The 25,972-nt window shown below is 71.9% G+C and carries 19 protein-coding genes; 9 read left to right on the top strand and 10 right to left on the bottom strand.

The window, feature by feature from the left end:
- Positions 1 to 8: 8 nt before the first annotated feature.
- Both typA and ACZ4XX_RS10125 read right to left on the bottom strand, forming a co-directional pair.
- Positions 9 to 1,910 (bottom strand): translational GTPase TypA, encoded by a 1,902-nt coding sequence (typA, locus tag ACZ4XX_RS10130; RefSeq protein WP_468507477.1) that lies wholly within the window; start codon positions 1,908 to 1,910, stop codon positions 9 to 11.
- A 321-nt stretch (positions 1,911 to 2,231) separates the two neighbouring features.
- The gene (locus ACZ4XX_RS10125; RefSeq protein ID WP_468507476.1) at positions 2,232 to 4,664 is read right to left on the bottom strand and encodes an ABC transporter family substrate-binding protein; all 2,433 of its coding nucleotides are present in this window, start codon (positions 4,662 to 4,664) and stop codon (positions 2,232 to 2,234) included.
- Between the two features lie 247 nt (positions 4,665 to 4,911).
- Here ACZ4XX_RS10125 and ACZ4XX_RS10120 point away from each other — a divergent pair, with 247 nt between their 5' ends.
- The 4 genes from ACZ4XX_RS10120 (at position 4,912) to ACZ4XX_RS10105 (ending at position 8,704) form a co-directional block, all read left to right on the top strand.
- Positions 4,912 to 5,139, top strand: a complete 228-nt coding sequence (locus ACZ4XX_RS10120) for a hypothetical protein (protein ID WP_468507475.1) — start codon at positions 4,912 to 4,914, stop codon at positions 5,137 to 5,139.
- A gap of 67 nt (positions 5,140 to 5,206) precedes the next feature.
- Positions 5,207 to 6,028, top strand: coding sequence for a hypothetical protein (locus tag ACZ4XX_RS10115; RefSeq protein WP_468507474.1), 822 nt, complete (start codon positions 5,207 to 5,209; stop codon positions 6,026 to 6,028).
- A 1-nt stretch (position 6,029) separates the two neighbouring features.
- A complete protein-coding gene (locus ACZ4XX_RS10110) occupies positions 6,030 to 7,934 on the top strand; it encodes a fumarate reductase/succinate dehydrogenase flavoprotein subunit (protein ID WP_468507473.1) in 1,905 nt (634 codons plus the stop codon).
- Positions 7,931 to 8,704 carry a succinate dehydrogenase/fumarate reductase iron-sulfur subunit gene (locus ACZ4XX_RS10105; protein ID WP_468507472.1) on the top strand — a complete coding sequence of 258 codons (774 nt, stop codon included), beginning with the start codon at positions 7,931 to 7,933 and terminating at the stop codon, positions 8,702 to 8,704. The genes ACZ4XX_RS10110 and ACZ4XX_RS10105 overlap by 4 nt, the downstream gene beginning before the upstream one ends.
- Positions 8,705 to 8,797: 93 nt before the next feature.
- On the opposite strand, the gene ACZ4XX_RS10100 is transcribed toward ACZ4XX_RS10105, so the two are convergent.
- The gene (locus ACZ4XX_RS10100; RefSeq protein ID WP_468507504.1) at positions 8,798 to 9,796 is read right to left on the bottom strand and encodes a glycoside hydrolase family 18 protein; all 999 of its coding nucleotides are present in this window, start codon (positions 9,794 to 9,796) and stop codon (positions 8,798 to 8,800) included.
- Between the two features lie 193 nt (positions 9,797 to 9,989).
- Between ACZ4XX_RS10100 and ACZ4XX_RS10095 the strand changes: the two genes are divergently transcribed.
- Both ACZ4XX_RS10095 and ACZ4XX_RS10090 read left to right on the top strand, forming a co-directional pair.
- Positions 9,990 to 12,095: a TPM domain-containing protein gene (locus tag ACZ4XX_RS10095; RefSeq protein WP_468507471.1), complete on the top strand. Its 2,106-nt coding sequence runs from the start codon at positions 9,990 to 9,992 to the stop codon at positions 12,093 to 12,095.
- Between the two features lie 53 nt (positions 12,096 to 12,148).
- Complete coding sequence (locus tag ACZ4XX_RS10090; protein WP_468507470.1) at positions 12,149 to 12,856, top strand: PspA/IM30 family protein; 708 nt, start codon at positions 12,149 to 12,151, stop codon at positions 12,854 to 12,856.
- Between the two features lie 20 nt (positions 12,857 to 12,876).
- Here the strand turns inward: ACZ4XX_RS10090 and ACZ4XX_RS10085 are convergent, their stop codons facing one another.
- The 5 genes from ACZ4XX_RS10085 to ACZ4XX_RS10065 all read right to left on the bottom strand — a co-directional run bounded on the left by ACZ4XX_RS10085 (position 12,877) and on the right by ACZ4XX_RS10065 (position 18,256).
- On the bottom strand, positions 12,877 to 15,447 hold the full coding sequence (locus ACZ4XX_RS10085; RefSeq protein ID WP_468507469.1) for a SpoIIE family protein phosphatase: 2,571 nt from the start codon (positions 15,445 to 15,447) through the stop codon (positions 12,877 to 12,879).
- Between the two features lie 144 nt (positions 15,448 to 15,591).
- Positions 15,592 to 16,014, bottom strand: a complete 423-nt coding sequence (locus ACZ4XX_RS10080) for an ATP-binding protein (RefSeq protein WP_468507468.1) — start codon at positions 16,012 to 16,014, stop codon at positions 15,592 to 15,594.
- Positions 16,015 to 16,157: 143 nt separating this feature from the next.
- Entirely contained in the window at positions 16,158 to 16,610 is a 453-nt protein-coding gene (locus ACZ4XX_RS10075) for a (deoxy)nucleoside triphosphate pyrophosphohydrolase (protein WP_468507467.1), read from the bottom strand.
- A gap of 40 nt (positions 16,611 to 16,650) precedes the next feature.
- Entirely contained in the window at positions 16,651 to 16,830 is a 180-nt protein-coding gene (locus ACZ4XX_RS10070; protein ID WP_468507466.1) for an SPOR domain-containing protein, read from the bottom strand.
- Between the two features lie 673 nt (positions 16,831 to 17,503).
- Entirely contained in the window at positions 17,504 to 18,256 is a 753-nt protein-coding gene (locus ACZ4XX_RS10065) for a GntR family transcriptional regulator (protein ID WP_468507465.1), read from the bottom strand.
- 281 nt (positions 18,257 to 18,537) lie between these two features.
- On the opposite strand from ACZ4XX_RS10065, the gene ACZ4XX_RS10060 reads away from it, so the two are divergent.
- On the top strand, positions 18,538 to 19,875 hold the full coding sequence (locus ACZ4XX_RS10060; protein WP_468507464.1) for a glycoside hydrolase family 18 protein: 1,338 nt from the start codon (positions 18,538 to 18,540) through the stop codon (positions 19,873 to 19,875).
- Positions 19,876 to 20,169: 294 nt separating this feature from the next.
- On the opposite strand, the gene ACZ4XX_RS10055 is transcribed toward ACZ4XX_RS10060, so the two are convergent.
- Positions 20,170 to 21,270, bottom strand: a complete 1,101-nt coding sequence (locus tag ACZ4XX_RS10055; RefSeq protein WP_468507463.1) for a DUF4190 domain-containing protein — start codon at positions 21,268 to 21,270, stop codon at positions 20,170 to 20,172.
- Positions 21,271 to 21,448: 178 nt separating this feature from the next.
- Between ACZ4XX_RS10055 and ACZ4XX_RS10050 the strand changes: the two genes are divergently transcribed.
- Entirely contained in the window at positions 21,449 to 22,834 is a 1,386-nt protein-coding gene (locus ACZ4XX_RS10050) for a serpin family protein (RefSeq protein ID WP_468507462.1), read from the top strand.
- Positions 22,835 to 22,920: 86 nt separating this feature from the next.
- On the opposite strand, the gene ACZ4XX_RS10045 is transcribed toward ACZ4XX_RS10050, so the two are convergent.
- A complete protein-coding gene (locus tag ACZ4XX_RS10045) occupies positions 22,921 to 24,492 on the bottom strand; it encodes a S8 family peptidase (RefSeq protein ID WP_468507461.1) in 1,572 nt (523 codons plus the stop codon).
- A 175-nt stretch (positions 24,493 to 24,667) separates the two neighbouring features.
- On the opposite strand from ACZ4XX_RS10045, the gene ACZ4XX_RS10040 reads away from it, so the two are divergent.
- A complete protein-coding gene (locus ACZ4XX_RS10040; RefSeq protein ID WP_468507460.1) occupies positions 24,668 to 25,804 on the top strand; it encodes a threonine synthase in 1,137 nt (378 codons plus the stop codon).
- Positions 25,805 to 25,972: the final 168 nt, after the last annotated feature.

The following is a 25,972-nucleotide window of genomic DNA, read 5'->3' as shown; positions in this document are numbered from 1 at the left end:
CTCCGCTATCAGTTGTTCTTGGCGCGGGAGGACGCGCGGCCACGCGCGTTCTGGTCCAGGATCACCTTGCGGATGCGCACGGCCTCCGGGGTGACCTCGACGCACTCGTCGTCGCGGCAGAACTCCAGGGACTGCTCCAGGGAGAGCTTCCGCGGCGGGACGATCGCCTCGAAGGAGTCGGCGGAGGCGGAGCGCATGTTGGTGAGCTTCTTCTCCTTGGTGATGTTCACGTCCATGTCGTCGGAGCGCGAGTTCTCGCCGACGATCATGCCCTCGTACACCTCGGTGCCGGGGTCGGTGAACAGGACACCGCGCTCCTGGAGGTTCGTCATCGCGAAGGCGGTGACGGCGCCGGCGCGGTCGGCGACCAGCGAACCGTTGTTACGGGTCGTCAGCGTGCCGAACCACGGCTCGTGGCCCTCGTGGATCGAGTGGGCGATGCCCGTACCGCGGGTGTTGGTGAGGAACTCCGTACGGAAGCCGATGAGGCCACGGGACGGAACGACGAACTCCATGCGGACCCAGCCGGAGCCGTGGTTCGACATGTTGTCCATGCGGCCCTTGCGGACGCCCATGAGCTGCGTGACCGCGCCCATGTGCTCCTCGGGGACGTCGACCGTGAGGCGCTCGACGGGCTCGTGCGTCTTGCCGTCGACCTCCTTGGTGACGACCTGCGGCTTGCCGATGGTGAGCTCGAAGCCCTCGCGGCGCATCTGCTCGACCAGGATGGCGAGCGCGAGCTCACCACGGCCCTGGACCTCCCAGGCGTCGGGGCGCTCGGTGTCGAGGACGCGGAGCGAGACGTTACCGATCAGCTCGCGGTCCAGACGGTCCTTGACCTGGCGGGCGGTGACCTTGCGCTGCTTGACCGCGGACTTGGCCTCCGCGCCCTTGCCCGTGCCACCGCGGCCGACGAGCGGCGAGGTGTTGGTGCCGATGGTCATGGAGATGGCCGGCTGGTCGACCGTGATCAGCGGAAGCGCGATCGGGTTCTCCGGGTCGGCCAGGGTCTCGCCGATCATGATGTCGGGGATACCGGCGACGGCGCAGATGTCACCGGGGCCGGCGACCTCGGCGGGCTTGCGGGTGAGCGCCTCGGTCATCATCAGCTCGGTGATGCGGACGTTGGAGATCGTGCCGTCCCGCTTGATCCACGCGACCGTCTGGCCCTTGCGCAGCTCGCCCTGCTCGACGCGGAGCAGCGCGATGCGGCCGAGGAAGTTGTCGGCGTCCAGGTTGGTGACGTGGGCCTGGAGCGGGGCCTCCTCGTCGTACGTCGGGGCCGGGACGTGCTCCAGGATGGTGGAGAAGAACGGCTCCAGGTTCTCGCTGTCCGCCGGGACCGTGCCGTTCTCCGGCTTGGTCAGCGAGGCGATGCCGTCACGGCCGCAGGCGTAGACGATCGGGAACTCGATCTGGTCCTCGTCCGCGTCCAGGTCCAGGAAGAGGTCGTAGGTCTCGTTGACGACCTCGTCGATCCGGGAGTCCGGGCGGTCCGTCTTGTTGATGCAGAGGATGACGGGCAGGCGCTGCTGGAGGGCCTTGCGCAGCACGAAGCGGGTCTGCGGGAGGGGACCCTCGGAGGCGTCGACGAGGAGGACGACCGCGTCCACCATCGACAGACCGCGCTCGACCTCGCCACCGAAGTCGGCGTGACCGGGGGTGTCGATGATGTTGATCGTGATCGGGGCCCCGCCGTCCTTGGGGTGATACTTCACCGCCGTGTTCTTGGCGAGGATCGTGATGCCCTTCTCACGCTCCAGGTCGTTCGAGTCCATCATGCGGTCGTCGAGGTGCTGGTGGGCGGCGAAGGCACCGGCCTGCTTGAGCATGGCGTCGACGATGGTCGTCTTGCCATGGTCGACGTGGGCGACGATGGCGACGTTACGGATGTCGTGGCGCGTGGGCATGGGTGCTTGCGCTTCTCTCGGATCGTGGGATGCGGCGTCAGTTCCTCGTACGCCCGCCGGGCGGACGCGCCACGGCTATGTCCTATGGTACGGGGCTGCCGCGCAAGGGGCTTCCCCGGCCAAGATCCGAGAAGTTGTACTGCTGTTGAGCAAGGGTGTGGGGAAGGTCGTGCGACCGGGTCAAGGGGCCGACGCGATCCTGCCCGCCGGGATCACCGGCGGGCAAGGAAATTGAGCTGGTTCTGAGGTTGTGACCTGCGGTTTCAGGGCATTCAGGGGCTTTCCATGCGTTCGGTGCCCCCGGTGATCGGCCCGGTGGCCTCAGGGGGTGCGCTCGGCGCCCTCGGTCGTCTCGCGCTTCTTGAAGCCGATGTCCTGGTAGCGGGGGCCTGCCAGGCCCCAGGCGCCGGCGTTCACCAGGTCCGCCTTGGCCGCGACGAGCTGCGGGCGCTGGTAGAGGGGAATGGAGCCGGCGGCGGCCCAGATCCGGGCGTCGGCCTGGCGCACCAGCTCCCGGGCCTCCTCCTCGTCCAGTGTCCCCGCCGCCTGGTCGAAGAGCTGGTCGATGCGGTCGGTGCCGACCCGCGAGTAGTTCTGTTCGACCAGGAGGGAGCCGTCCGACGCGGGCTCGGGCTTGGCGAAGATCGGGCGGGCGTCGGTCGCCGGGAAGGCGGAGGCGGGCCAGGAGTAGAGGGCCAGGTCGTAGTCGCCCGAGGCGACGTGGTCCTTGAAGAAGCTGTCGTCGGAGACCTTGGTGACCTCGGTACGGATGCCGACCGCGTCGAGCATCCGGACGATGCGGTCGCCGACGGCCCGCAGCGACTCCGAGCCGGGTCCGGACGGCAGGACGAAGCGGAGGCTGAGCGCCTTGCCGTCCTTGCCGAGGGCCTTGCTCGCCTCGGGCGCCGTCACGGGGGCGGCGGTGCCGAGCGGGGCGTAGGCCCCGGCGACGCCCTTGTCCGTGCGCGGGACCGTCTGGGCGACGTGGGCGCCGGCGCCCGTACCGGTGTCGAGCGCCTCGGCGCGGGCGAGGAGCGCGGCGCTCTGGCGTGCGGCCGCGGGGGCCGGGGCGAGGATGTTGGTGCCGTTCTCGGGGCCGCCGGCACCGATGACGGGGGCGGGGGCGGCCCGTCGCTCGCCCGGCTTGTCGTCGCCGACGATGTAGAGGCCCTCGTCGGAGGCGGTGTCGGGGGCCTGCTTCTCGGCGTCGGCGCCGTCCTTGGCGGCGTCGTCCTTGGCCGCGTCCTTCTTGGCGCCCTCCACGCCGGCCTTCTCCTTCTCACCGGCCTTCTGCTCCGCGGCCTTCTTCTCGGCCTCGCTGCCCGCCTTGGTGCCCGCGTCCGCGGGCTTCCTGGCCGCGCCTCCGGGGACCCAGCCCGCGTCGGTGAGGAGGGCCCGCGCCTCCGCGGTGTCCTGGCTGCCGAGGGCGTCGCTGCTGTCCGCGTACGCGGCCTGGCCGGCGAGGGCCAGGTGGCTGCCGGGGGGGTCCGCGGGGAGGCCGAGCGGCTTGAGTACGGATTCGGCCAGTTCCCGGCGGTCGATCGCGCGGGCCACCGCGCGCCGTACCCGCTCGTCGGCGAGGGGCCCGGACTCGCCGTTCAGCGAGAGCTGGGTGTAGGCGGGCTCCAGGGACTTGCGGACGACGTACTTCGCCAGGGTGTCCTGTGCGGTCGCGTACGCGGCGACGGCCTTCTGGTTCGTCTCGCGGGCGGCCTGGATCTCCTGCGCCTTCCCCTCGTCGGAGCCGTGGGCGAGCGCCCAGGACTTCAGCGCCTTGGAGGGGGTGATCGAGGAGCCGGGGCCGTGGGCGAGGGCGGCCTGGGCGCCGTTGCGTCCGGCGCGGGCGTCGCGGAGTGCGAGGGAGATGCGTTCGGCGGTGGACCGATCAATCTCGGCCAGGTCGAGGGTGCCGGCGGCGAGGGCGTCCGCACGGTCGGCGCGGGCGACGGCCTTGAGGACCATGGTGTCGAGCTTGGCGGGCTGTCCCCACCAGCGGGGGTTGCGGGCGAGGGTGACATCGCCGTTCTTGCGGTCGATCGCCTTCAGCAGGAACGGTCCTGCGGTGGCCTTGAGGGTGGTGCGGGCCCCGTCGTTGAAGGAGTTCGGGGAGCCCATCACCTGCTTCGGGTAGAGCGGGGTGAACAGGGACTGCCAGTCGGCGTACGGCTTGGAGAAGGTGACCCGTACCTCCAGGTCGTTCTTGCCCCGCTCGATCTTCTCGATCCGTTCGTAGCCGGAGTTCCGCGCGGTCCAGTACGCGGTGTCGCGGCCGCTCAGCGCCCGCCACTGGGCCACGAAGTCGGGCGCCCCGATCTCGCGTCCGTCGCTCCACACCGCCTGCTGGTTGAGCTTGTAGAGGACGACCTGCTTGGGCTCCGTCTCGACGACCTGCGCGGACTCCAGGTAGTCGGGATTGCGCTGCGGCCGGCCGCGCTCGTCGATGGTGTAGAGGGCGGGGAGCACGGCCCCGGCGATCCGGGAGGTGGTGCCGTCGGCGTCGGCCTGGAAGGTGTTGAGGGTGGTGGGAAGCGCGTCGACCGCCCAGCGCAGGGTGCCTCCGTCGGCGACCTTGTCGCGGGCGGCGGGCGCGTTGTCCTGGGCCGCGGCCCGGGCCTCGTCGGCCTCGTCCGCGGAGCACCCGGCGAGGACGGCGACGGCGAGGACGGCGCTGGTGAGGGTGGCGACGGAGCGGAGCGTGCGGGAGCGGGGGCTCCTGGAGCATGTCCTCCCGCGAGGGGCGCCGATCTGGGACATGACTTGTACCCCTTCGTCCAGATTCATTCCATTTGGAGATGATCACACCTATTGCTCATACACTGAAAAGGACGGAGCGGATCCGGCCACGGCGACACGGCGGCACGTCCGGAAAACCCCACTCGTGCGGCCCAACCGCCGGAGCAGGAGCGCTCCGGACGAGTGGAATCCCGTGCACATGGCTTCCCAAGCGGGAATGTGACGCGCGACACTCCTGCCGAAGCCGCTCGCGGAAGTGAGGGCAACCATGTCCGTGCAGGACGATCTGGCAGCCGTCAAGCGCTGCCTCGAAGACCTGGTCCGCACCGTCGGACAGCTCGAGCGCTCCGTCACGGCCGAGCGGGGCGCACCCGCCGCGCTGGCCTCGGGACGCGCCGAAAACCTGGTGACCATCCCCGACACCCCGTACGACAGCGAGCTGTGGACGGACACGGACGACGAGGGACTGGGAGCGCGCGACCGCCACGCGCCGTAGGACGCCCCGCGCGCCGTAGGACGCCGAGCCCGCTGGACGTACCGGCAACCGACCGTAGGAGGGCCTGTTGGCCACAGGTACGGAACCGCCCGGATCCGCCACGGGGGTGCGCTCCCCGGCGCGCGCCGCCATCGCCGCCCGGCATCTGCGCACCGACCGCTGGTGGCTCTCCCCCGCGGCGACGGCCGCCGGACTGCTCGCCTTCGTCGCGTACTCGACCTGGCGGGCCTTCGCCAACGCCGACTACTACGCCGCCCCCTACGTCTCGCCGTTCTACTCGCCCTGTCTGGCGGAGAACTGCGTCCCCATGAAGGGCGGACCGAACTGGGAGATCTTCGGCAGCTGGTGGGGGCTCTCCCCCGCCCTGCTGATCCTCGTCTTCCCTCTGGGCTTCCGGCTGACCTGCTACTACTACCGGAAGGCGTACTACCGCGGCTTCTGGGCCTCTCCCCCGGCCTGCGCGGTCGCCGAGCCCCACACGTCGTACACCGGCGAGACCCGCTTCCCGCTGCTCCTGCAGAACCTCCACCGGTACTTCTTCTACGCGGCGCTGCCGGTGGCCGGAATCCTCACGTACGACACGGTGCTCACCTTCCGGAACGCCGACTACGCCTGGGGTCACGCGGGGCTCGGGACGCTCCTCTTCCTCGTCAACATCACCCTCATCTGGGCGTACACCCTCTCCTGCCACTCCTGCCGGCACATCGTCGGCGGACGGCTCAAGCACTTCTCGAAGCACCCGGTCCGCTACCGGCTGTGGACCTGGGTGGGCCGGCTGAACGCCCGCCACATGCTGCTCGCCTGGTCCTCCCTGATCAGCGTCGCCCTCTGCGACCTGTACGTGTACCTGCTCGCCACCGGCACCTTCGACGACCCGAGGTTCTTCTGAGATGACGCACGTCGAGCGAGAGCAGTGGGACGTGGTCGTGGTCGGCGCGGGCGGCGCCGGGCTGCGGGCCGCGATCGAGGCACGCCGTGCGGGCGCCCGTACGGCGGTCATCTGCAAATCCCTCTTCGGCAAGGCCCACACCGTGATGGCCGAGGGCGGGATCGCCGCCTCCATGGCCAACGTGCACCCGCAGGACGACTGGAAGACCCACTTCCGCGACACGATGCGCGGCGGGAAGTTCCTCAACCAGTGGCGGATGGCCGAGCTGCACGCCCAGGAGGCCCCCGAGCGGGTCTGGGAGCTGGAGACCTGGGGCGCGCTGTTCGACCGCACCCCCGACGGCCGGATCTCGCAGCGCAACTTCGGCGGCCACGAGTACCCGCGGCTCGCGCACGTCGGCGACCGCACCGGCCTCGAACTGCTCCGCACCCTCCAGCAGAGGTCCGTCGGACTCCAGCAGGAGGACCACCGAGAGACCGGCGACCACGAGGGCCGGCTGAAGGTCTTCCAGGAGTTCACCGTCACCCGGATCCTCAAGGACGGGGACGGCCGGGTCTCCGGGGTCTTCTGTTACGAGCGGGAGAGCGGCCGCTTCCTCGTCCTGGAGGCGCCCGCGGTCGTCCTCGCGACCGGCGGCATCGGCAAGTCCTTCAAGGTGACGTCGAACTCCTGGGAGTACACCGGCGACGGGCAGGCGCTCGCCCTGCTCGCGGGCGCACCCCTGGTGAACATGGAGTTCGTGCAGTTCCACCCGACCGGCATGGTCTGGCCGCCGTCGGTGAAGGGCATCCTCGTCACCGAGTCCGTCCGCGGGGACGGCGGGGTCCTGCGGAACTCCGAGGGCCGGCGCTTCATGTTCGACTACGTCCCCGACGTCTTCAAGGAGAAGTACGCGGAGACGGAGGAGGAGGGCGACCGCTGGTACGAGGACCCCGACCACAACCGCCGCCCGCCCGAGCTGCTGCCGCGCGACGAGGTGGCACGGGCCATCAACTCCGAGGTGAAGGCGGGACGCGGGTCCCCGCACGGCGGGGTGTTCCTGGACGTGTCGACCCGGATGCCGGCCGAGACGATCAAGCGGCGGCTGCCCTCGATGTACCACCAGTTCAAGGAGCTGGCCGATGTCGACATCACGGCGGAGGCCATGGAGGTGGGCCCCACCTGCCACTACGTGATGGGCGGGGTCAACGTCGACTCCGAGACGGCGGCGACGGTGGGGGTGCCCGGACTGTTCGCGGCCGGTGAGGTGGCCGGCGGCATGCACGGCTCCAACCGGCTCGGCGGGAACTCCCTCTCCGACCTGCTGGTCTTCGGCCGGCGGGCCGGTCTGTACGCGGCCCAGTACGCGCTGTCGGGGGTCGGCGGCGGGATCGTGGCGGCCGACGTCGAGGCCGCGGCGGCGGAGGCGCTGGCTCCGTTCGGTCCCCCCGACGGGCATGCCCCGGAGAATCCGTACACCCTCCACCAGGAGCTCCAGCAGACCATGAACGACCTCGTCGGGATCATCCGGCGGGAGGGCGAGATGGCCGAGGCACTCGAACGCATCGCCGCCCTGCGGGAACGGGCCCGGCAGGTCACCGTGGAGGGCCACCGGCAGTTCAACCCCGGCTGGCACCTCGCCCTCGACCTGCGGAACATGCTGCTCGTCGGCGAGTGCGTGGCCCGCGCCGCCCTGGAGCGCACCGAGTCCCGCGGCGGACACACCCGCGAGGACTACCCGGCGATGGACCGCGCCTGGCGCCCGGTGAACCTGCTGTGCCGTCTGGACGGCGACGGGATCTCCCTCGAACGGACCCGTACGGAGCCCGTACGGCCCGATCTGCTCGCGCTGTTCGAACAGGAGGAGCTGGCCAAGTACCTCGCCGAGGACGAGCTGGAAGGCCTGGAAGGAGGGCACGGCGCATGAGCACCTACGACGCGCGGTTCCGGGTGTGGCGGGGAGACGCCGACGGCGGCGAACTGACCGACTACACGGTGGAGGTCCACGACGGCGAGGTCGTCCTCGACGTGGTGCACCGTCTGCAGGCCACCCAGACGCCGGATCTCGCGGTGCGGTGGAACTGCAAGGCGGGCAAGTGCGGTTCGTGCTCGGCCGAGATCAACGGCAGGCCGCGGCTGCTCTGCATGACCCGGATGTCGGTGTTCGCCCGGGACGAGGTGATCACCGTGACCCCGATGCGCGCCTTCCCGGTCGTGCGCGACCTGGTCACGGACGTGTCCTTCAACTATGCGAAGGCCCGGGAGATCCCGGCCTTCGTGCCGCCGGCCGGGGTGGGTCCCGGCGAGTACCGGATGCGGCAGGAGGACGTGGAGCGCTCGCAGGAGTTCAGGAAGTGCATCGAGTGCTTCCTGTGTCAGGACACCTGCCACGTGGTGCGCGACCACGAGGAGAACAAGGAGGCCTTCGCCGGGCCCCGGTTCCTCATGCGGGTCGCGGAGCTCGACATGCACCCGCTGGACGCGGCCGAGGAGGCCGGCCTCGACCGGCGGCGGACGGCACAGGAGGAGCACGGACTCGGCTACTGCAACATCACCAAGTGCTGTACGGAGGTGTGCCCGGAGTCCATCCACATCACCGACAACGCCCTGATCCCGATGAAGGAGCGGGTCGTGGACCGGAAGTACGACCCGCTGGTGTGGCTCGGCAACACGATCAGGCGGCGGCGGACGACGTAGGGCCGGTACCGGGCTGATGCCCCGCGGGCTGATGCCCCGCCGGCACCGGCACCGTGGCGTCGTGCCCGGGTCGTGACGTCATGCCCGCCGGACTCAGTGCCAGTTGGCGCGGTAGGCCGCCCAGTCGCCCTCCTCCGCGGCGAAGTCGACGTACAGCGCGACCCCGAACCGTGCGCGGTCGGGGTCGGTGCGCCCGAGGCCGAGCCGGACGCCCCGGACGGCGGCCTCGACGGTCTCCGCGTTCTCGTGGTGGCCGAGGTCGTCCTCGTGGAAGAAGGGGAGCCCCATCAGGAGGTCGGTCGACTCGGGGGTCACTTCGAGGGCGAGGCTGGTCTGCTGGGCGACGTACCCGCCGTACAGGCTCTCCAGCGGCATCCACGTGTCGTACGACATGACGGCGATCTGGTCCACGCGCCGGGCGACCTGGCCGAAGAACTCCTGCGACCACCACTTCTCCTTGCCCGTGAGCAGGCTGTTGGCCGAGTGCAGGCCGGGGAGGGGGTCTATCTGGTGGGCGGCGATCGAGAGCTGCGCCTTCCGCGGCCGGGTTACCTCCCCGAGGTCGTCGAGAAGGGAGAGGTAGTCGGCGTCGTCGGAGAGCAGCGGCTCCAGGTCGAAGTGGACCCCGTCGAAGCCGACGTCCAGGATCTGCCGGGCCGAGGTCACCACGGCCGCACGGGTCCCGGCCTCGTCGAGGTGCAGTCCGTCGGGTCCGTCGTTGGCCAGGACGTCGCCGAGCCAGGCCTGCACCCGTATCCCGGGCATCGTGCGGTGCACGGCGTCGATGAACCACTTGGCGCGCGGGTACTTGGCTGCGGGCAGGGTGCCGTCGTGCTCCAGAGGCCCGGCGTGGACGTACAGGTCGCGTATGCCCGTGTCCTTGATCCGGGCGGCGAACGCGGCGAGGTCGGCGTCCTTCTTCCGCCCGTCGGCCCAGGCGTGGCCGAGCCAGATGGCGTCCTTGTCCCGGGTCTTCGCGTCGTCCCTGAGGTCGCCCGCGTAGCTGACGCGCAGGGCGAGGGCGCCGAACAGCGGGGGCACCACGAGGACGAGGACGAGACCGAGCACGAACCAGCGCCCCCGTCGCCACATTCCCCTCAGTCGTCCACTCACCCGAGCCCCCTCGTGCCGTCGTGTCACGTGTCCCGCCGCTTCTCACCGTAGCCGCGGCTACCGACAGTGACGCAGGCCTGTGGAGAATGGTTTCCGTGGGGCCTGGATGACACTCCTGCCCCGCCGGGCCGTCCGGTCGCGAGGCGGCATACACGGACATAACCTCCCCCTTGTGACGCGAATAGCCACCCGAGCCCTTCTCGCGGTGCTGGTGGCGGCGTGGTGGATCCTCGTGCCCGCCGTTCACGGTGCCCGTGCCGACGACCCCGTCGACCTGTCCCGGGACGGGCAGATCACCGACCGGGTGGACGCGCTGGGCGACCGCCGCGCCTCCGTGGTCCAGGCCCTCGACCGGCTCTACGACGACCGGCGGATCCAGCTCTTCGTCGTCTACGTACGGGACTTCTCCGGCCGCACGGGCCAGGACTGGGCCGACGCCACGGCCGAGCGCAACGGGCTCGGGGTCGACGACGTGCTGCTGGCCGTCGCCACCCACGACCGCCGGTACGGCTACTCCGCCGACCCTGACGCGCGCCTCACCCAGGGGCAGCTCGACGACGTGGCCAGGACCGCGATCGAACCGCCTCTGCGGCAGAACGACTGGGCGGGCGCCGCGATCGGCGCGGCCGACGGCTACTCCGCCGTCCTCGCCGGGCAGCCCGTTCCCGCTCCGGCCGTCACCCCCGGCCCCGCCGATCCGGGCGGCGCGGTCGACGACGGCGCCTCGGCGACCGATCTGGTCCTGCCGGTGGTCCTGGTCGGCGGCGCCGGCGCGGTGGCGGCCTACGCGTTCGCCAAGCGGCGCCGGCGCACCGGGACCCGCACCACGCCGCAGGGCGGGCAGGGCTGGGGCCCGCCGAAGGGACCCGCACCGCCGTCCCTCGACGAGCTCGACGGCCAGGCCCGGCGGACACTGGTGGCCACCGACGACGCCGTCCGCACCAGCCAGGAGGAACTCGGTTTCGCGACCGCCCAGTTCGGCGACGAGGCCGTCCGTCCCTTCACCGAGGCGGTCGCCTTCGCCGAGGAGCAGCTGACGGCCTCGTTCCGGCTGCGGCAGAAGCTCGACGACGCGTTCCCCGAGGACGACTCGACCCGGCGGACCATGCTGGAGGAGATCCTGCGGCGCTGCGCGGAGGCCGACGCCCGCCTCGACGCCGAGAGCGAGGACTTCGACCGGCTGCGGGCCCTGGAACGGACCGCGCCGGAGGCGCTGGCCACCGTCGAGACCGCCGTCCGGGAGCAGAACGGCCGGATGGGCATGGCCGAGGCGGCCCTGACGGCGATGCGCGAGAGGTACGCCGAGACGGCCGCCGCGCCCGTCGCAGGCGACGTCGAACAGGCCAAGGACCGGCTCGTCTTCGCGACGACCCGCATCGACCAGGCCCGGCAGCGGATCGACGACGGTGACAACGGCGGGGCCGCCGTCCACATCCGGGCCGCCGAGGGTGCCGTGGACCAGGCGGCCCGGCTGGTCGAGGCGGTGGACCGGCGGGCGCAGGAACTGGCCGAGGCGGTCGGCAAACTGCCGGGCGCCCTGTCGGAGACGGACGCCGACCTGGCCGAGGCCCGGGGGCTGCTGCAAGGGACGACCGAGGGGTCGACGGCCGATCTCCGGGGCCGGATCGCCCGCGCCGAATCGGTGCTCGGCGAGGTGCGGCGGGTCATGGACACCGGACGGTACGACCCGCTCGACTCCCTGCGCCGGGTGGAGGAGGCCGACGCCGTGCTCGACGAGGCGCTGGAGGGCGCGCGGGAGCGCGAGTCGGGCGGCCGACGCGCCCGCGCGCTCCTCGACCAGTCGATGCTGACTGCGCGCTCGGCGATCGGGGCGGCCTCGGACTACCTCACCACCCACCGGGGCGCGGTGGGCAGTGAGGCCCGTACGCGGCTGGCCGAGGCCCGGCGTCGCTGGGAGAAGGCGCGGGTGCTGGCCGAGGCCGACGACCCGCAGGCCGCTCTCGCGGAGGCCCAGCAGGCGGACGCTCTCGCCCGGCGGGCGCAGGACCTCGCCGAGCAGGACGTCCGGAGGTATGGGAACCCGAACGGCCTGGGCGGTGTATCAGGGGTAGGAGGGGGCGGTGGCGGCGGGCTCGGCGGTGCGGTGCTCGGCGGCATCATCCTCGGCGGGCTGTTCGGCGGGGGAAGGGGAGGCGGACATGGGGGGTTCGGTGGAAGTTCGGGCGGGGGGTTCGGGGGCGGAGGTCTCGGCGGCGGGCCCGGCAGCTTCGGCGGCAGCGGCACGCGCGGCCGGCGGGGCGGCGGAGGCCGATTCTGAGGGCGGCGCGATGCGCGTCCTCCCCTTTTCTGTCCCTCTCAAGGAGAAGAGCCATGAGCAAGCAGACCATCCTCGGCCGGGTCACCCAGCTGGCGAAGGCCAACATCAACGCGCTGCTGGACCAGGCGGAGGACCCGCAGAAGATGCTGGACCAGCTGATCCGCGACTACTCCGGCAACATCGCGGAGGCGGAGGAGGCGGTGGCCGCGACCATCGGCAACCTCCGGCTGATGGAGCAGGACCACCAGGAGGACGTGGAGGCGGCGAAGGAGTGGGGCGGCAAGGCGCTGGCCGCCAGCCGGAAGGGCGACGAGCTGCGGAGCGGCGGGCAGTCCGCGGAGGCGGACCGCTTCGACCATCTGGCGAAGGTGGCGCTCGGCCGTCAGCTCCAGTCGGAGAAGGAGGCGCGGACGGCGGAGCCGACGATCGTCGCGCAGACGGAGGTGGTGTCGAAGCTCAGGACGGGCCTCGATCAGATGAAGGCCAAGCTCGGCGAGTTGCAGGCGAAGCGCGACGAGCTGGTGGCCCGCGCCCGGTCGGCGCACGCGCAGAACACGATGATGGACGCCGTGAAGAACATAGACGTGCTCGACCCGACGAGCGAGCTGAGCCGGTTCGAGGACAAGGTGCGCCGGGAGGAGGCGCGGGCGATGGGCAAGCAGGAGCTCGCGGCTTCCTCCCTGGACGCCCAGTTCGAGCAGCTGGACGCGCTGGGCGACAGCGCGGAGATCGAGGCCCGGCTGGCGGCGCTCAAGGGCTGATCCGGTGGGTGCGGCGGGCGTCAGAACATGCTGAGGAGCTGTTCCACCGTGGGTTCCGCCGCTCCCTCGCCGTCCGGCAAGGCCAGTTCGAACCAGACGGTCTTGCCGCGCGGGGTGCGGCGCGATCCCCAGGAGGAGCTGAGCAGCCCGACCAGCTGGAGGCCCCGGCCGCCCTCGTCGGTGTCCTTGGCGCGGCGGCGCCGCGGCTGGACCAGGCCGGAGTCCCAGACCTCGCAGACGAGGGTGCGGTCGCGGAGCAGTCGCAGCCGGATCTCGCCCTCGCCGTAGCGCAGTGCGTTGGTGACGAGCTCGCTGACGAGGAGTTCGACGGTGTCGACGAGCGGTTCGAGGTCCCAGGCCTTCAGCTGGGTGCGGGCGAGTTCACGGGCCCGGCCGACCGAGCGGGGTTCCCTGGGCAGCCGCCAGTCGCCGACGGCCTCGCTGGGCAGTCCCTGGATCCTGGCCATGAGGAGGGCGATGTCGTCCTCGCCGTGTCCGGTCTCCAGGCTGGTCAGGACCCGGTCGCAGACGTCCTCCAGGGGGCGGGCGGGGTCGGTGAGGGCGCGTCGGAAGGCGCTCAGGCCCTCGTCGAGGGGATGGTCGCGGGATTCGACGAGCCCGTCGGTGTAGAGGGCGAGGAGGGCTCCCTCGGGGAGTTCGACCTCGACCTCCTCGAAGGGTTCGCCGCCGACCCCGAGCGGCATCCCGGGGGGTACGTCGAGCAGCAGGGCCTCTTCGCCGGGTTCGACGAGCACCGGCGGGAGGTGTCCCGCGTTGGCGAAGGTGCAGCGACGGGTGACCGGGTCGTAGACGGCGTAGACGCACGTCGCGAGGTAGACCTCGGAGAGTTCGGGGCCGCGGGACTTGTGACCTCGGGACTGCTGGGCGCCGATGGGGGCGCCGAGGCCGCGGGCGATCTCGTCGAGGTGGGAGAGGACTTCGGCCGGTTCCAGGTCGAGCTGGGCGAGGGTGCGGACGGCGGTGCGCAGTTCGCCCATGGCGACGGCGGCGCGCAGGCCCCGGCCCATGACGTCCCCGATGACGAGGGCGGTGCGGTGGCCGGGGAGTTCGATGACGTCGAACCAGTCGCCGCCGACCTCGGTGGCTGCGGTGCCGGGGAGGTAGCGGCAGGCGATGTCGAGACCGGCGGCCTCGGGGTCGCCGGGCGGGAGCAGGCTGCGCTGGAGGATGAGGGCCCGCTCGTGCTCGCGGCGGTAGAGGCGGGCGTTGTCGATGCAGACGGCGGCGCGGGCGGCGAGTTCGACGGCGAGGGCGCGGTCGCGCTCCCCGAAGGACTCGCTGCCCTTGGTGCGGGAGAACTGGACGAGTCCGACGACGGTGTCGTGCGCGACCATCGGGACGACCAGGGTGGTCTGGACGAGTTCGCCGTCGGCTCCGGAGACGGTGCGGAGGCGGCCGGTGCGCAGGGCCCCGGCGCAGGGCGAGTTGAAGGGGTAGCGGTGGACGGCGCCGACCTCGATCGGTTCGGGTCCGCAACAGCCGCTGCCGGGTCCGTGGCCCTCGTCGGTTCTCAGGGGGGTGTCGGAGACGGCGCTGGCGAAGGCGACCCTGCGGAGTTCGGCGCTGCCGGCCCCGTAGCCGACGTCGTGGGAGCTGCCCCATCGGCCGGGCGGTGCCTCGTCGCCGGTGAGCAGGCCCTGGTAGAGGTCGACGGAGGCGAGGTCGCAGAAGCCGGGGACGGCGACGTCGAGCAGCTCGCGGGCGGTGGCCTCCAGGTCGAGCGAGTTGCCGATGCGGGCGCCCGCCTCGTTGAGCAGGGCGAGGTTGCGGCGGGCGCTGGCGGCTTCCCTGGCGGCGCTGTGGCGGCGGGTCACGTCGATGCCGAGGCCGGCGACGCCGATCGGGCGGCCGGATCCGCTGTGCACGCGGTAGAGGTTGATGGACCAGTGGCGGCGGTCGCGGGAGCCGGGTGCGGCGCCGACGATCTCGAAGTCGGTGACGGACTCCCCGGTCTCCAGGACGCCGCGGAGGGCCGCGGTCATCCGGTCGGCCTCGGGCAGGGTGAGGTAGTCGTGGACGGTGCGGCCGCGGTGGTCGTCGGCGGAGCCGCCGAAGACGGTGGCGAAGCGCCGGTTGGCCCGCTTCACGGTGAGGTCGGTGCCGAAGAGGAGAAACCCGAAGGGGGATTGGCCGAATATCGCCTGGGAGGCGGCGAGGTCCGTCTCGATGCGGCGCAGGGCGCGGACGTCGACGACGATGCAGAGCGCAGCCCGTTCACCGGTCTGCGTCTCGCTCGGCATGACGTACATCTCGGCGATGCCGTGGGGCCGGTCGTCGCCGGGGATCCGGAAGGGGACGAGGCCTGTCCACTCCTTGCCGTCGAGGATCTCCCGGACCCGCCGGTGACCGCGCTCGCGCAGGTCGGCGGGCATGAAGGCCTCGACGGGGTCCTTGCCCCTGGCCTCCGCCGCGGTGACCCCGAAGAGGTCCACGGCCCGTCGGCTCCACTGCTCGACGAGTCCGTCGGGCCCGATGGAGAAGGACGCCACCCGGATGTAGTCATAGATGGAGCCGGGCGGGCTGCTCTGCCACACGACGCCGCCACTCGCCTTCTCAGGTATCTCGCTCACGCGACCGTCCCCTCCAGCTCACCGCACCGGACCGGCCATGCCCGCAGTATTCAATACGGCAGGCCCCGGCGGCACGACGTTCACGATCACAGGGTGGTCTCGTTCGCTTCGCGCCGAGTGCCGGTGATCGTTGTCCCACCCTGTTTACTCACCAGGGAGAGCCAGCTCGAACCATACGGTTTTGCCGGTCCTTCCTTTACGGGTGCCCCATCGGCGTGCGGAACAGGCCACCAGACCGAGTCCGCGGCCCCCTTCGTCCTCGGGTCCGGGGGCACGCGCGGTGGGGGGATCCGGAAGCGGATCGGAAACCTCCACGAGCAGCGCGGGCTGGTGGGTGGGGTCGCTGCCGTCGAACCGGGGGCGGACGAGCCGGACCCCGATCGGTCCGGACGCGTACCGCAGGGAGTTGGTCACCAGCTCGCTGACCAGCAGGACGGTCACATCGCCGAGGGCCGAGTCGAGGTCCCAGGCGCGCAGCGTCTCGCGCACGGCATGGCGAGCCGTGCGCACGGCGTTGGCCTCCGCCGGGAAGTTCCACTCGGCGCGGTCGCCGTCGGTGTCGATCACACCCGATCACTTCCCCAGCCGTGCGTCAGCAGGAAGGCCCACGTCCTCTTTCAACGGGTCAATCAGGACATACCCGGAATATAGGGCGGGATATCGCGCTGGGCGCAGCAGCGGGCGCACGGTGGCACGAACGGCGTAGAAAGTCAGCCGCGCGCTCCGGTGCCGGGTGTCGCGGGGAGCCTCCGGGCGGCCTCGGCGACAGCGGGGCGGTCCTGGTCGAGCCAGTCGACCGAGTCCAGCTCGGACCGGGTGAGCCAGCGCAGCGCGTCGTGGTCCTCGAGGGGGCGCGGTTCGCCCGAGAACAGCCGGGCCGTCCAGACCCGGAGGACGTACCCGGGCTTCAGCGGCCACTCTCCGGGGATCCGCTCGCCCGGCTCGATCTCGACGCCGAGCTCCTCGCGGAGCTCTCGGACGAGGGCCTCCTCGGGGCTCTCGCCCGGTTCGAGCTTGCCGCCGGGCAGTTCCCAGCGACCGGCGAGCTCGACGGGGGCGCTGCGGCGTGCGGCGAGCAGCCGCCCCCGGTCGTACAGGGCGCCCGCGACGACGACCACGACGGGTTCCTGGGGCGCGGCGGGGTCGGTGGTGCGTTCGGTCATGGGCGCGAGCGTAGCCCGGCCCGGCCGGTGCCCGTCGGGCTCAGAGCGCGGGGCTGCTGATGCGCTCGACCCAGTACAGCTGCTTGTGGCCGCGGTCGTCGAGGCTGTCCGCGATCTTCTGCGCTTCGTCCTCGGTCGCGTACCGCCCCACCCGGTAGCGGTTGCCGTTGTCGTCCTGCCGAATGACGAGCCAGGCGAGGACAGGGCCGCTCTCGGTCATCTGGCTTCTCCCTCCGCCGGTCCGGGCGCCGTTGAGGATCTCCGTGAAACCGCAATCCGCATATGCCGGAGCTTACGCCTGACCTTCACACAGCGGATACGGAATTGCACAAAGAGATACGGATCGGCCGGGAACCGACGGAGGGAGGCCGAAGTCACGCCCCGGGGGCCGGCCCCGGGCACGGTCGGTACGGGCGGCAGGACGGGACCGTCGGCGCTCTCGGGACCCTTGCGGCAGGCGTCGCCGCACGTGGCGTCGAGCGAGCAGGCGTCGAGCGAGCAGCAGAGGGAGCAGACCGGGCCGGACCGCACCGGGCAGTCGGCGATGTCGGGGAGTTCGCAGGCGGTCTCGCACTCCGCGCAGGTGCGGGTCGCCCGCTCGTCGACGACATCGGTGACGACATCGTCGACGACAGCGGCGGCCGGACCGTTCACGGTGTCGGGCGGGCCAGGTAGCGGCGGCCCCGGGTGGCCCGGGCGACGAGGGGGCAGAGGACGAGGGAGTGACCGGCAGCGATGAAGGTGGCGAAGGCCTGGGCGTCGGTACCGACGACGGGGAAGGCAGGAGCCGGTCGTGACGGACGGCGACGGGGAGCGGTTGCACCGGGGTTACGGGAGTTGACGGCCCGTCGACTCGAGGTCACACCGCCCGGACGGCATGGTCCGCCGAACGGTCACCGCACCGGCAGGTGGTACGAGAGGCGGTAGCGGTCGGCCGGGACGACGACGTCGGCGGTCTCGACGGCCCGCCCCGACGCGTAGTACGTGCGCTCCACGACCATCACGACATGACCCGGCACCCCGCCGAGCGCCAGGAGTTCCTCGGCGAGGCCGGGCCGGGCGCCGACCTCCTCCACGACGTTGTCCACGACCACGTCGATGGCCGCCATCCGCTCGACGACACCACAGCCGCCCAGGGGGCCCTCCTCGGGCAGCATGACCGGCGTCCGGCCCGTGACGGCGAGCGGCTCCCAGGAGGTGGCGACCATCATGGGCTCGCCGCCGTCCCGGTACACGTACCGCGTGCGCATCACGCGCTCCCCCGGCTCGATGCCGAGCCGCTCGGCCACCTCGCCGCTCACCGGCTCCTGCTCGCTGTTCGACTCCCACGTACCGCGGGCCCCATCGGCCGCCTGCTCCTGCCGGAACGGGCTGGCGCCCGACGCGGGGCGGTAGCCGGAGCGGGCGATCCTGCGCGGCACCGGACGCTCCCGGACGTAGGTGCCCGAGCCGGAGCGCCCTTCCACCAGCCCCTCGGCCATGAGCACCTTGCGGGCTTCCAGCGCGACGGTGTCCGACACCCCGTACTCCTCGCGGATGCGCGCCTGCGAGGGGAGACGGGTATGCGGCGGCAGCGAGCCGTTCGCGATCTTCTCCCGCAGATCGCTCGCCACGCGCAGATAGGCGGGCTGCTCACCGAACGTCACTGGACACTCCCCTCAGGTTGACTTACAGCTACAGCCTGGCAACCGTCGGTCGCGATCCGCAAGCATGGGCCAGAGTTTCACTCGAAGTGATGACTCCGAGATCACACCTCTTGCTACCCGCGGTCACCCCGAGTAGGCGACGTCGACCCTCTTGACCTGCATTGGTACAGACCAATACGTTCCTGCTCAGCACGTTCCACCGCGCACGCGTGCTCCCCACCGTGCGCGACCTCCGCACGCTCCACCGCACGCGCCATCCCGCCTCGCACAGGAACGAGCCCATGCGTCCCAGAGCCATGACCAAGCTGACCTTCGGTGCGGCCGCCGCGGCCACTCTCGGTCTCCTCGCCACCCTGGCCCCCACCGCCGACGCGCACCAGCCGAACGGGCACAAGCCCGAGCTGAAGCGCATCGGCTACTTCACCCAATGGGGCATCTACGGAAGGAACTTCCAGGTCAAGGACCTGGAGACGAGCGGTACCGCCGCCAAGCTCAGCCACATCAACTACGCCTTCGGCGTGATCGGTTCGGACGGCAAGTGCCTGATGGGCAACGCACCCGGCTCCGACCCGTGGGCCGACTACGTGCGCCCGGTCGACGCCGCCACCTCCGTGGACGGCGTCGGTGACACCGCCGACCAGCGACTGGCCGGAAACTTCAACGAGTTGCGCGAACTGAAGGCCGAGAACCCCGGCCTCAAGGTCATGATCTCGCTGGGCGGCTGGACCGGCTCCGCGCACTTCTCCGACGCGGTGCGCACCGACGCCGGCCGCAAGACGCTCGTCGCCTCCTGCATCGACACGTACATCAAGGGCAACCTGCCCGTCGACGGCAGCCGCGGCGGCGCCGGAGCCGCCGCCGGGATCTTCGACGGCGTCGACCTCGACTGGGAGTGGCCCGGCTCGGACGGCGCCCCCGGGAACGTGATCCGCCCCGAGGACAAGCCCAACTTCACCAAGCTGGTACGCGAGTTCCGCACCCAGCTCGACGCCTACGGCCGCTCGCTCCCGAGGGCGCAGCGCAAGCACTACGAGCTCAGCGCGTACGTGCCCACCGCGCCCGCCAAGATCGACGCGGGCTTCGAAGTCTCCAAGATCATGCGGGACTTCGACTTCGTGAACCTCCAGGGCTACGACTTCCACGTCTCCGGCGAGATGACCACCGCCCAGCAGTCCGCGCTCTTCGCCAAGAACGACTTCAGCGTCGACCAGACCGTCAAGGCCTGGCTGCGGCGCGGCGCCCCAGCCCACAAGCTCGTGGTCGGCATGCCGTTCTACGGCCAGGGCTGGACCGGCGTCACCGGCGGCGGCGACGGCCTCGGCCAGCCGGCGACCGGCCCCGCTCCCGCGACCTGGGTGGCCGGCTCGGAGGACTACAAGCACCTGAAGAAGCTGTCGGATTCGGGGACGTACAAGCTCCACCGCGGCTACCGCAACGGCCACGCCTGGCTCTTCGACGGCACCAACCTGTGGACGTACGACGACCCGACCGTGCTGCGCACCAAGGCGTCCTACGTCCGGCAGAACGGGCTCGGCGGCGCGATGATCTGGTCCCTCGACGGGGACACCGCGGACGGTGAGCTGATCACCGCCATCGACCGGGGCCTGACCCGGCGCTGACACCCCCGCCCCGGCCGCCGTCCGGCGGTGGCCGGGGCCCCCGAACCGCGGACCGGCCCCGCCGCTCGCGGTGGACCGGCAGCGGCGGTCGGTCACGGGCCGCCGCTCCCCCGGACCACCGCCCGGTCCGCAGACGACGGGGCCGGGCCTCCCGAGGGAGGCCCGGCCCCGTCTCCCGTACGCGGGTGCACGACCGTCGCGTACGCGGGCGCACGGCGTCCCCGCATGCGGATGTACGACCGTCCGCGTATGCGGGCGCACGACGTCCGCTACGGGGCCAGCAGGCGCGCCGGCTCAGGCGGAGGTGCCCTCGCCCGCCGCACCGGCCGGCGGTGTGCCGGTCAGGTCGAGCGCGGTGCGCGCGTCCGCGCCCAGGTCCTCCGGCAGGGCCTCCCACGCCGGGTCGTACGCCTCCCAGTAGGCGTCCGCGTCGGCCGCCGTCGCCAGCTTCAGCCACTGCTTCGACGCCGCCGCGAGCTCCTTCCGGAGCGCCGCGACGGACGGGGCCGACTCGGCGGGCCAGGTGCGCTGCCCCAGTCCCGCGTACGCCGTGTTGATCGCGCCGAGGAGCTCCGTGGCCCACACCTTGTTGGCGGTGAAGTCCTCGTCCGGGTCCTCCTCCGGTTCCCGGTACGTCACCGTCTCGATCGGGTTGACGGTCTTCAGGAAGGACTCCTGGTCGTCGGTGAGCAGGGTCGCGTCGGAGCGCACGGAGCCGCTGAACGGCTTCTTCTCGCTTGCGAACGCGCAGGTCACCGTGCGGTCGCCGAGACGCCAACTCTGGCTGCTGGGAAGGTAGTAGTAGAGCCAGACGTCCGCGGGAACGGCCCACGTGTCCAGCGTGTAACCGCCGTTGACCGTCTCGCAGCGCTTCTCCGCGATCCTGTCGATCGCGTCCTCACCGGGCCACTTGTCGAAGCCGGTCACCTTGAAGCCGCCGGTGACCTCGCCGATGTGCGGCCGGTCGCAGTCGACGACGGTGACGTCCGTCGCGTACTCCTCCAGCTTGCCGTCGGGGGTGAAGCACTGGCCGGTCCGCAGCGAGAACGGGGACTTCGAACGGGCCGCCTCGTCGACGCCCTCCTTGAAGCCGCCCCAGAACGTACTGATGCCGCCGGTGGCGATGCCGATCACGAGCAGCAGAGAGCTGACGACGGAGAGGGCGATGCCCGCGACGGCGAGCCCCTTGCCCGCCTGGTCCCGCTTCCTGATCTGCGGAAGGGCTACGAGACCGAGCACCAGGCCGAGGGGCGGCAGGCAGCAGACGATGCCGGAGACGAGGGAGCCGACGGCGAGCCCGTTGGTGGTCCGCCGGGGCGGCTGCCCGTACGGACCGACGCCGGGCATGCCGGGTCCGCCGGGCGTCCCGGCGTAGGGGCCGGCCGAGTACGGCATCCCCGGCGAGGTGTACGGCCCCGGCGCGGGCCAACCCCCCTGCTGCGGGCCGCCCTGAGGGGACGACGGCGGTGGGGTCGGCGGGGTCGGCTCCACGGGTACGGTGCTCCTGTTCGGGGCGAACGACGCGAACAAACGATCGGTCGCGCATCGTACGCGGCCGGGTGGAGGGGGCGACATGCGGGGGACAACTCCGACGATCCCGGCAGCGACGGTACGAGCCGTCAACCGCCTCACCGCCCGATGGGCCCGCGCCGCGACCCCCGGTCCCGCGACCCCCGATCCCGCAGCCCCGTCCGACGCGGCCCCCTCCGACGCGGCCCCCTCCGGCTCCGCCGCGTCCGAAGCACCACCGTGCGCCGCCGCCCCCTCCGGCACCGTCCTCTCCGCCGCCGGGCTCTGGCCGCTTCTCGGCTTCCTCGCGGACGCCGCCGCCGGCCCCGCCCGCGCCGAGTTGGAGGAGGCGCTCGGGATACGGGCGGGGGAGGCGGCCGGGGCCGCCCGCGGTCTGCTCGCCGCGCTCTCCCGGATACGGGGCTCGGCGGCGGCCGTCGGCCTCTGGACGCGCCACGACCTGGAGTTGCGGGAGGAATGGCGGGCGGGACTGCCGGAGACGGCGCTCGGCCGGCTCGGCGGCGACGGCACCGGAGCCGAGGCCGATCAGCGCCGGCTCGACGCATGGGCGGCGGAGCACACGGGCGGCCTGATCCGCTCGATGCCGGTCACGGTCCACGAGGGCACGGACCTCGTCCTCGCGGTCGCCCAGGCACTGCGGACACGGTGGCTCCAGCCCTTCCACGCGGGCTGGATGTCACCGGAGACCGGCCCCTGGGCGGGGCGCGAGCTGGCCGGGCTCCACCGGAGCACCGCGCTGCTCGACCGGGTCGGCGTGGCGGAGACGGCCGTCGGTCCGCTCACCGTGCTGCGCGTGCTCGGGAACACCGGGGTCGACGTCCATCTCCTCCTCGGCCCGGAGTCGGCGGCGGGCGGAGCCGTCCTCGCGGCGGGCGTCGAGGTCCTGTCGGGGGCTCGGAAGGCGGTGCCGGGCGATCTGCTGCCGCTCGGAACGCCCGGCCCCGGGCTGCGGATCGAGATCCGGCCGAGCACGAGCCGCGAGCCCTCGCTGGCCGTCTCCACGTCGCCGTTCTCTCTCACGGCGTCCCACGATCTGCTCGCCCACGCGGGGGTGTTCGGGCTCACCGCGGCGTGCGCGCTCGATCCGGCGCCGTTCCCCGGGATGAGCGGCAGCCCGCTCGTGGTCGAGGGGGCCCGTCAGGCGGCCGTGGCCCGGTTCGACGCACGGGGCTTCGAGGCGGGCTCGGTGTCGTCCCTGGGGTTGGCGACCGGCATCCCCCACACTCCGTACCGGGTCCGCTCGGTCGAGCTGGACATCGACCGCCCCTTCGGTTTCCTGGCCGTCCACCGGACCTCGCGGCTGGTCCTGTCGGCGGGCTGGGTCGCCGAGCCGGTCCCGTACGAGGACGACGACTCCATGGACGACTGGACGGACGGGGCCGAGGACGAAGACGGGTACGGGGACGGGTACGGACGCGGGGACGCATGACGGAAGGGGCGGCCGCCTTCGGGCGACCGCCCCTCACCGCTCACGAGCGGTCCTGCTCACGAACCGCCGGGACCGGGGTCAGAAGGTCAGAACTGCAGGCCCCAGGAGTCGATCTTGCCGGTGTCGGCGTTCGCGTTGTCCGTGACCCGGAGCTTCCACGTGCCGTTGGCGACCTCCGAGGAGGCGTTCACGGTGTACGTGGTGTTGATGTTGTCCGAGCTGCCGCCGGTGCCGAAGCCCTTCAGGGTGTACGCCGAGCCGTCGGGGGCGATCAGCTGGACCTGGAGGTCACCGATGTAGGTGTGGACGATGTTCACCGGCACCTGGAGGGCGGCCGGGGCGTTGCCGGTGACGCCGCTGACGGTGACCGGGGACTCGACGGTCGCGTTGTCGGCGATGGCGAAGTCGGCGGTGTTCTCGAACTTCGGGCCGGGCGGGGTGGTGGTGCCGCCGCCGACGTAGAGCAGCCGGTTCGGGGAGCCGGAGCCCGGGTTGGTGACGACGTTCGGGGTGGCGGCGGTCGTCAGGGCCGTGGAGACCTGCGCGGGGGTCGCCGTCGGGTTGCCCGCGAGGTAGACGGCCGCGGCGCCCGCGACGTGCGGGGTCGCCATGGACGTGCCGGAGATGGTGTTGGTGGCGGAGTCGCTGGAGTTCCAGGACGAGGTGATGGAGGAGCCCGGGGCGAAGATGTCCAGGACCGTGCCGTAGTTGGAGAAGCTGGAGCGGGCGTCGGTGCTGGTCGTGGAGCCGACGGTGATGGCCTCGGAGACGCGCGCCGGCGAGTAGTTGGAGGCGTTGGAGCTGTCGTTGCCCGCCGCGACCGCGTACGTGACGCCGGAGGCGATCGAGTTGCGGACGGCCGTGTCGAGGGCGGTGTCGACGCCGCCGCCGAGGCTCATGTTGGCGACGGCCGGCTTCACGGCGTTCCGCGTGACCCAGTCGATGCCCGCGACGACCTGCTCGGTCGTGCCGGAGCCGGAGTTGTCGAGGACGCGGACGCCGACGATCTTCGCCTTCTTCGCGACGCCGTACGACGTGCCCGCGACCGTACCGGCGACGTGGGTGCCGTGCCCGTGGCCGTCCTGTGCGGTGTTGTCGTTGTCGATGGCGTCGTAGCCGTAGGAGGCGCGGCCGCCGAAGTCGCTGTGGGTGATGCGTACGCCGGTGTCGATGATGTACGCGGTGACGCCCTGGCCCGCGGTGTCCGGGTAGGTGTAGCTCTGGTTCAGCGGAAGGGCCTTCTGGTCGATCCGGTCCAGGCCCCAGGACGGCGGGGACGGCTGCGTGCCGTCGACCGTGAAGACGCGGTTCTGGACGACGGAGGTCACGGCGGGGTCGGCCGCGAGCTTCCTCGCCTGCGCCTCGGAGAGTTCGACGGAGTATCCGTTGATCGCCGAGGTGTACGTCCGCTTGATCTTCGCGCCGAACCTGGCGGCCACGGCACGGCCCTTGGCGGTCTCCGCCTGCGCCGACTCGTCGAGGGTGACGATGTAGCTGCCCGCGATCGTTCCTTCGGCTCCCGCGTTCTCGATGACGCCCTCCGGGGCGGCCGGTGAGGCGGCGGCCGGGAGGGCGGAGAGGGTGCCGAGGGTGAGGGCGGTGACGGCGACGGCCGCGGCGGTGGCTATTCGACGCCGTGATTCACGCATCACTGACATGTGAGGGGTCCTCCTCATTGGTGGTGCGTTGCTGTGGGGGATTAGCAGGGACATGACAAAGCAACGTGGCTCCACGCCGCCTCGGACATCCGGCTGCCGAGCGAAAGATTGACTGATCCATAGGAATCTCACAAGGGCTTCCGACGGCCCGCAACACCCGCGCCACACAACTGACATGCTGATCTTCATGACCGCCTACGCGTGCCCTCGCTGCCGGGTTCACTCGCCGACGGACGCCCTCACCTGGTGTTGTCCGAAGTGCCGCGGCCCCTGGGACCTGGAGTTCGCGGGTGAGCCGGTTCCCCTCACGTCACTCGCGTCACGACGAAATTCGTTGTGGCGTTACGAGGAGGCGCTGCCGCCGATGCCGCACGCGCCCGAGGTGACCCTCGGGGAGGGCCGTACGCCCCTCGTCCCCTTGGAGGCAGGGGAGGAGGGATCGGTTTCCGCCAAGCTCGACTTCCTCATGCCGACCCTGTCGTTCAAGGACCGCGGCGCGGTGATGCTCGCCGCCCACGCCCTCCGCCTCGCAGGGAACGGCACCCTCCGCCGGATCGTCGCCGACAGCAGCGGGAACGCGGGCACGGCCGTCGCCGCCTACGGCGCGCGGGCCGGACTCGACTGCCTCGTGTACGTCCCCGAGGGCACCTCGCCCAAGAAACTGGAGCAGATCCGGGCACATGGGGCCCGGGTCGTCGAGGTCCCCGGCGACCGCGAGGCCACGGCCCGCGCCGCACGGACGGCCGCCGACGAGCCCGGCACCTTCTACGCCTCGCACGTCCACAACCCGTACTTCCTGCACGGCACCAAGACCTACGTCTACGAGCTGTGGGAGGAGCTCGGCGGCCGCCTCCCGGACACGATCGTCGTCCCCGTCGGCAACGGCACCCTGCTCCTCGGCGCCTCCCTGGCGCTCGACGAGCTGCACCGCCACGGACTCACGGACAACCACCCCGCCCTCGTCGCCGTCCAGGCGGAGGCCGTCTCCCCGCTGGCCGCGGCGTTCCACGCGGGCGCGGAGGAGCTGGGCGAGGCCCTCCCCGTCCGCCCCACCCTCGCCGAGGGCATCGCGATCCCGGCGCCGCCCCGCGCCCACCAGATCCTGCGGGCGGTACGGAAGACCGGCGGCACGTTCCTGACGGTGACGGAGGACCAGATCCGCGACGCCCAGAAGGATCTGGCGCGCCGCGGCCTCTTCGTGGAGTCCACCGGAGTGGCCTGCTGGGCGGCGATCCGGGCGGCTGCGCCGAGGCCCGGCCTCACCGTCGTCCCGCTGTGCGGGGCGGGGGCGAAGACCGGACTGGCGCAGTGACCCGGTCTCACCGTCGTCCCGCCGTGCGGGGCGGGGGCGAAGACCGGACCGGCGCAGTGACCCGGTCTCACCGTCCCGCCGTGCGGGGCCGGGTCGAAGACCGGACCGGCGCAGTGACCCGGTCTCACCGTCGTCCCGCCGTGCGGGGCCGGGTCGAAGACCGGACCG

This window comes from Streptomyces sp. NPDC029956, assembly GCF_055574655.1.
The sequence above is the reverse complement of the archived record's forward strand: the minus strand, read 5'-3'. Positions and strand labels throughout refer to the sequence as shown.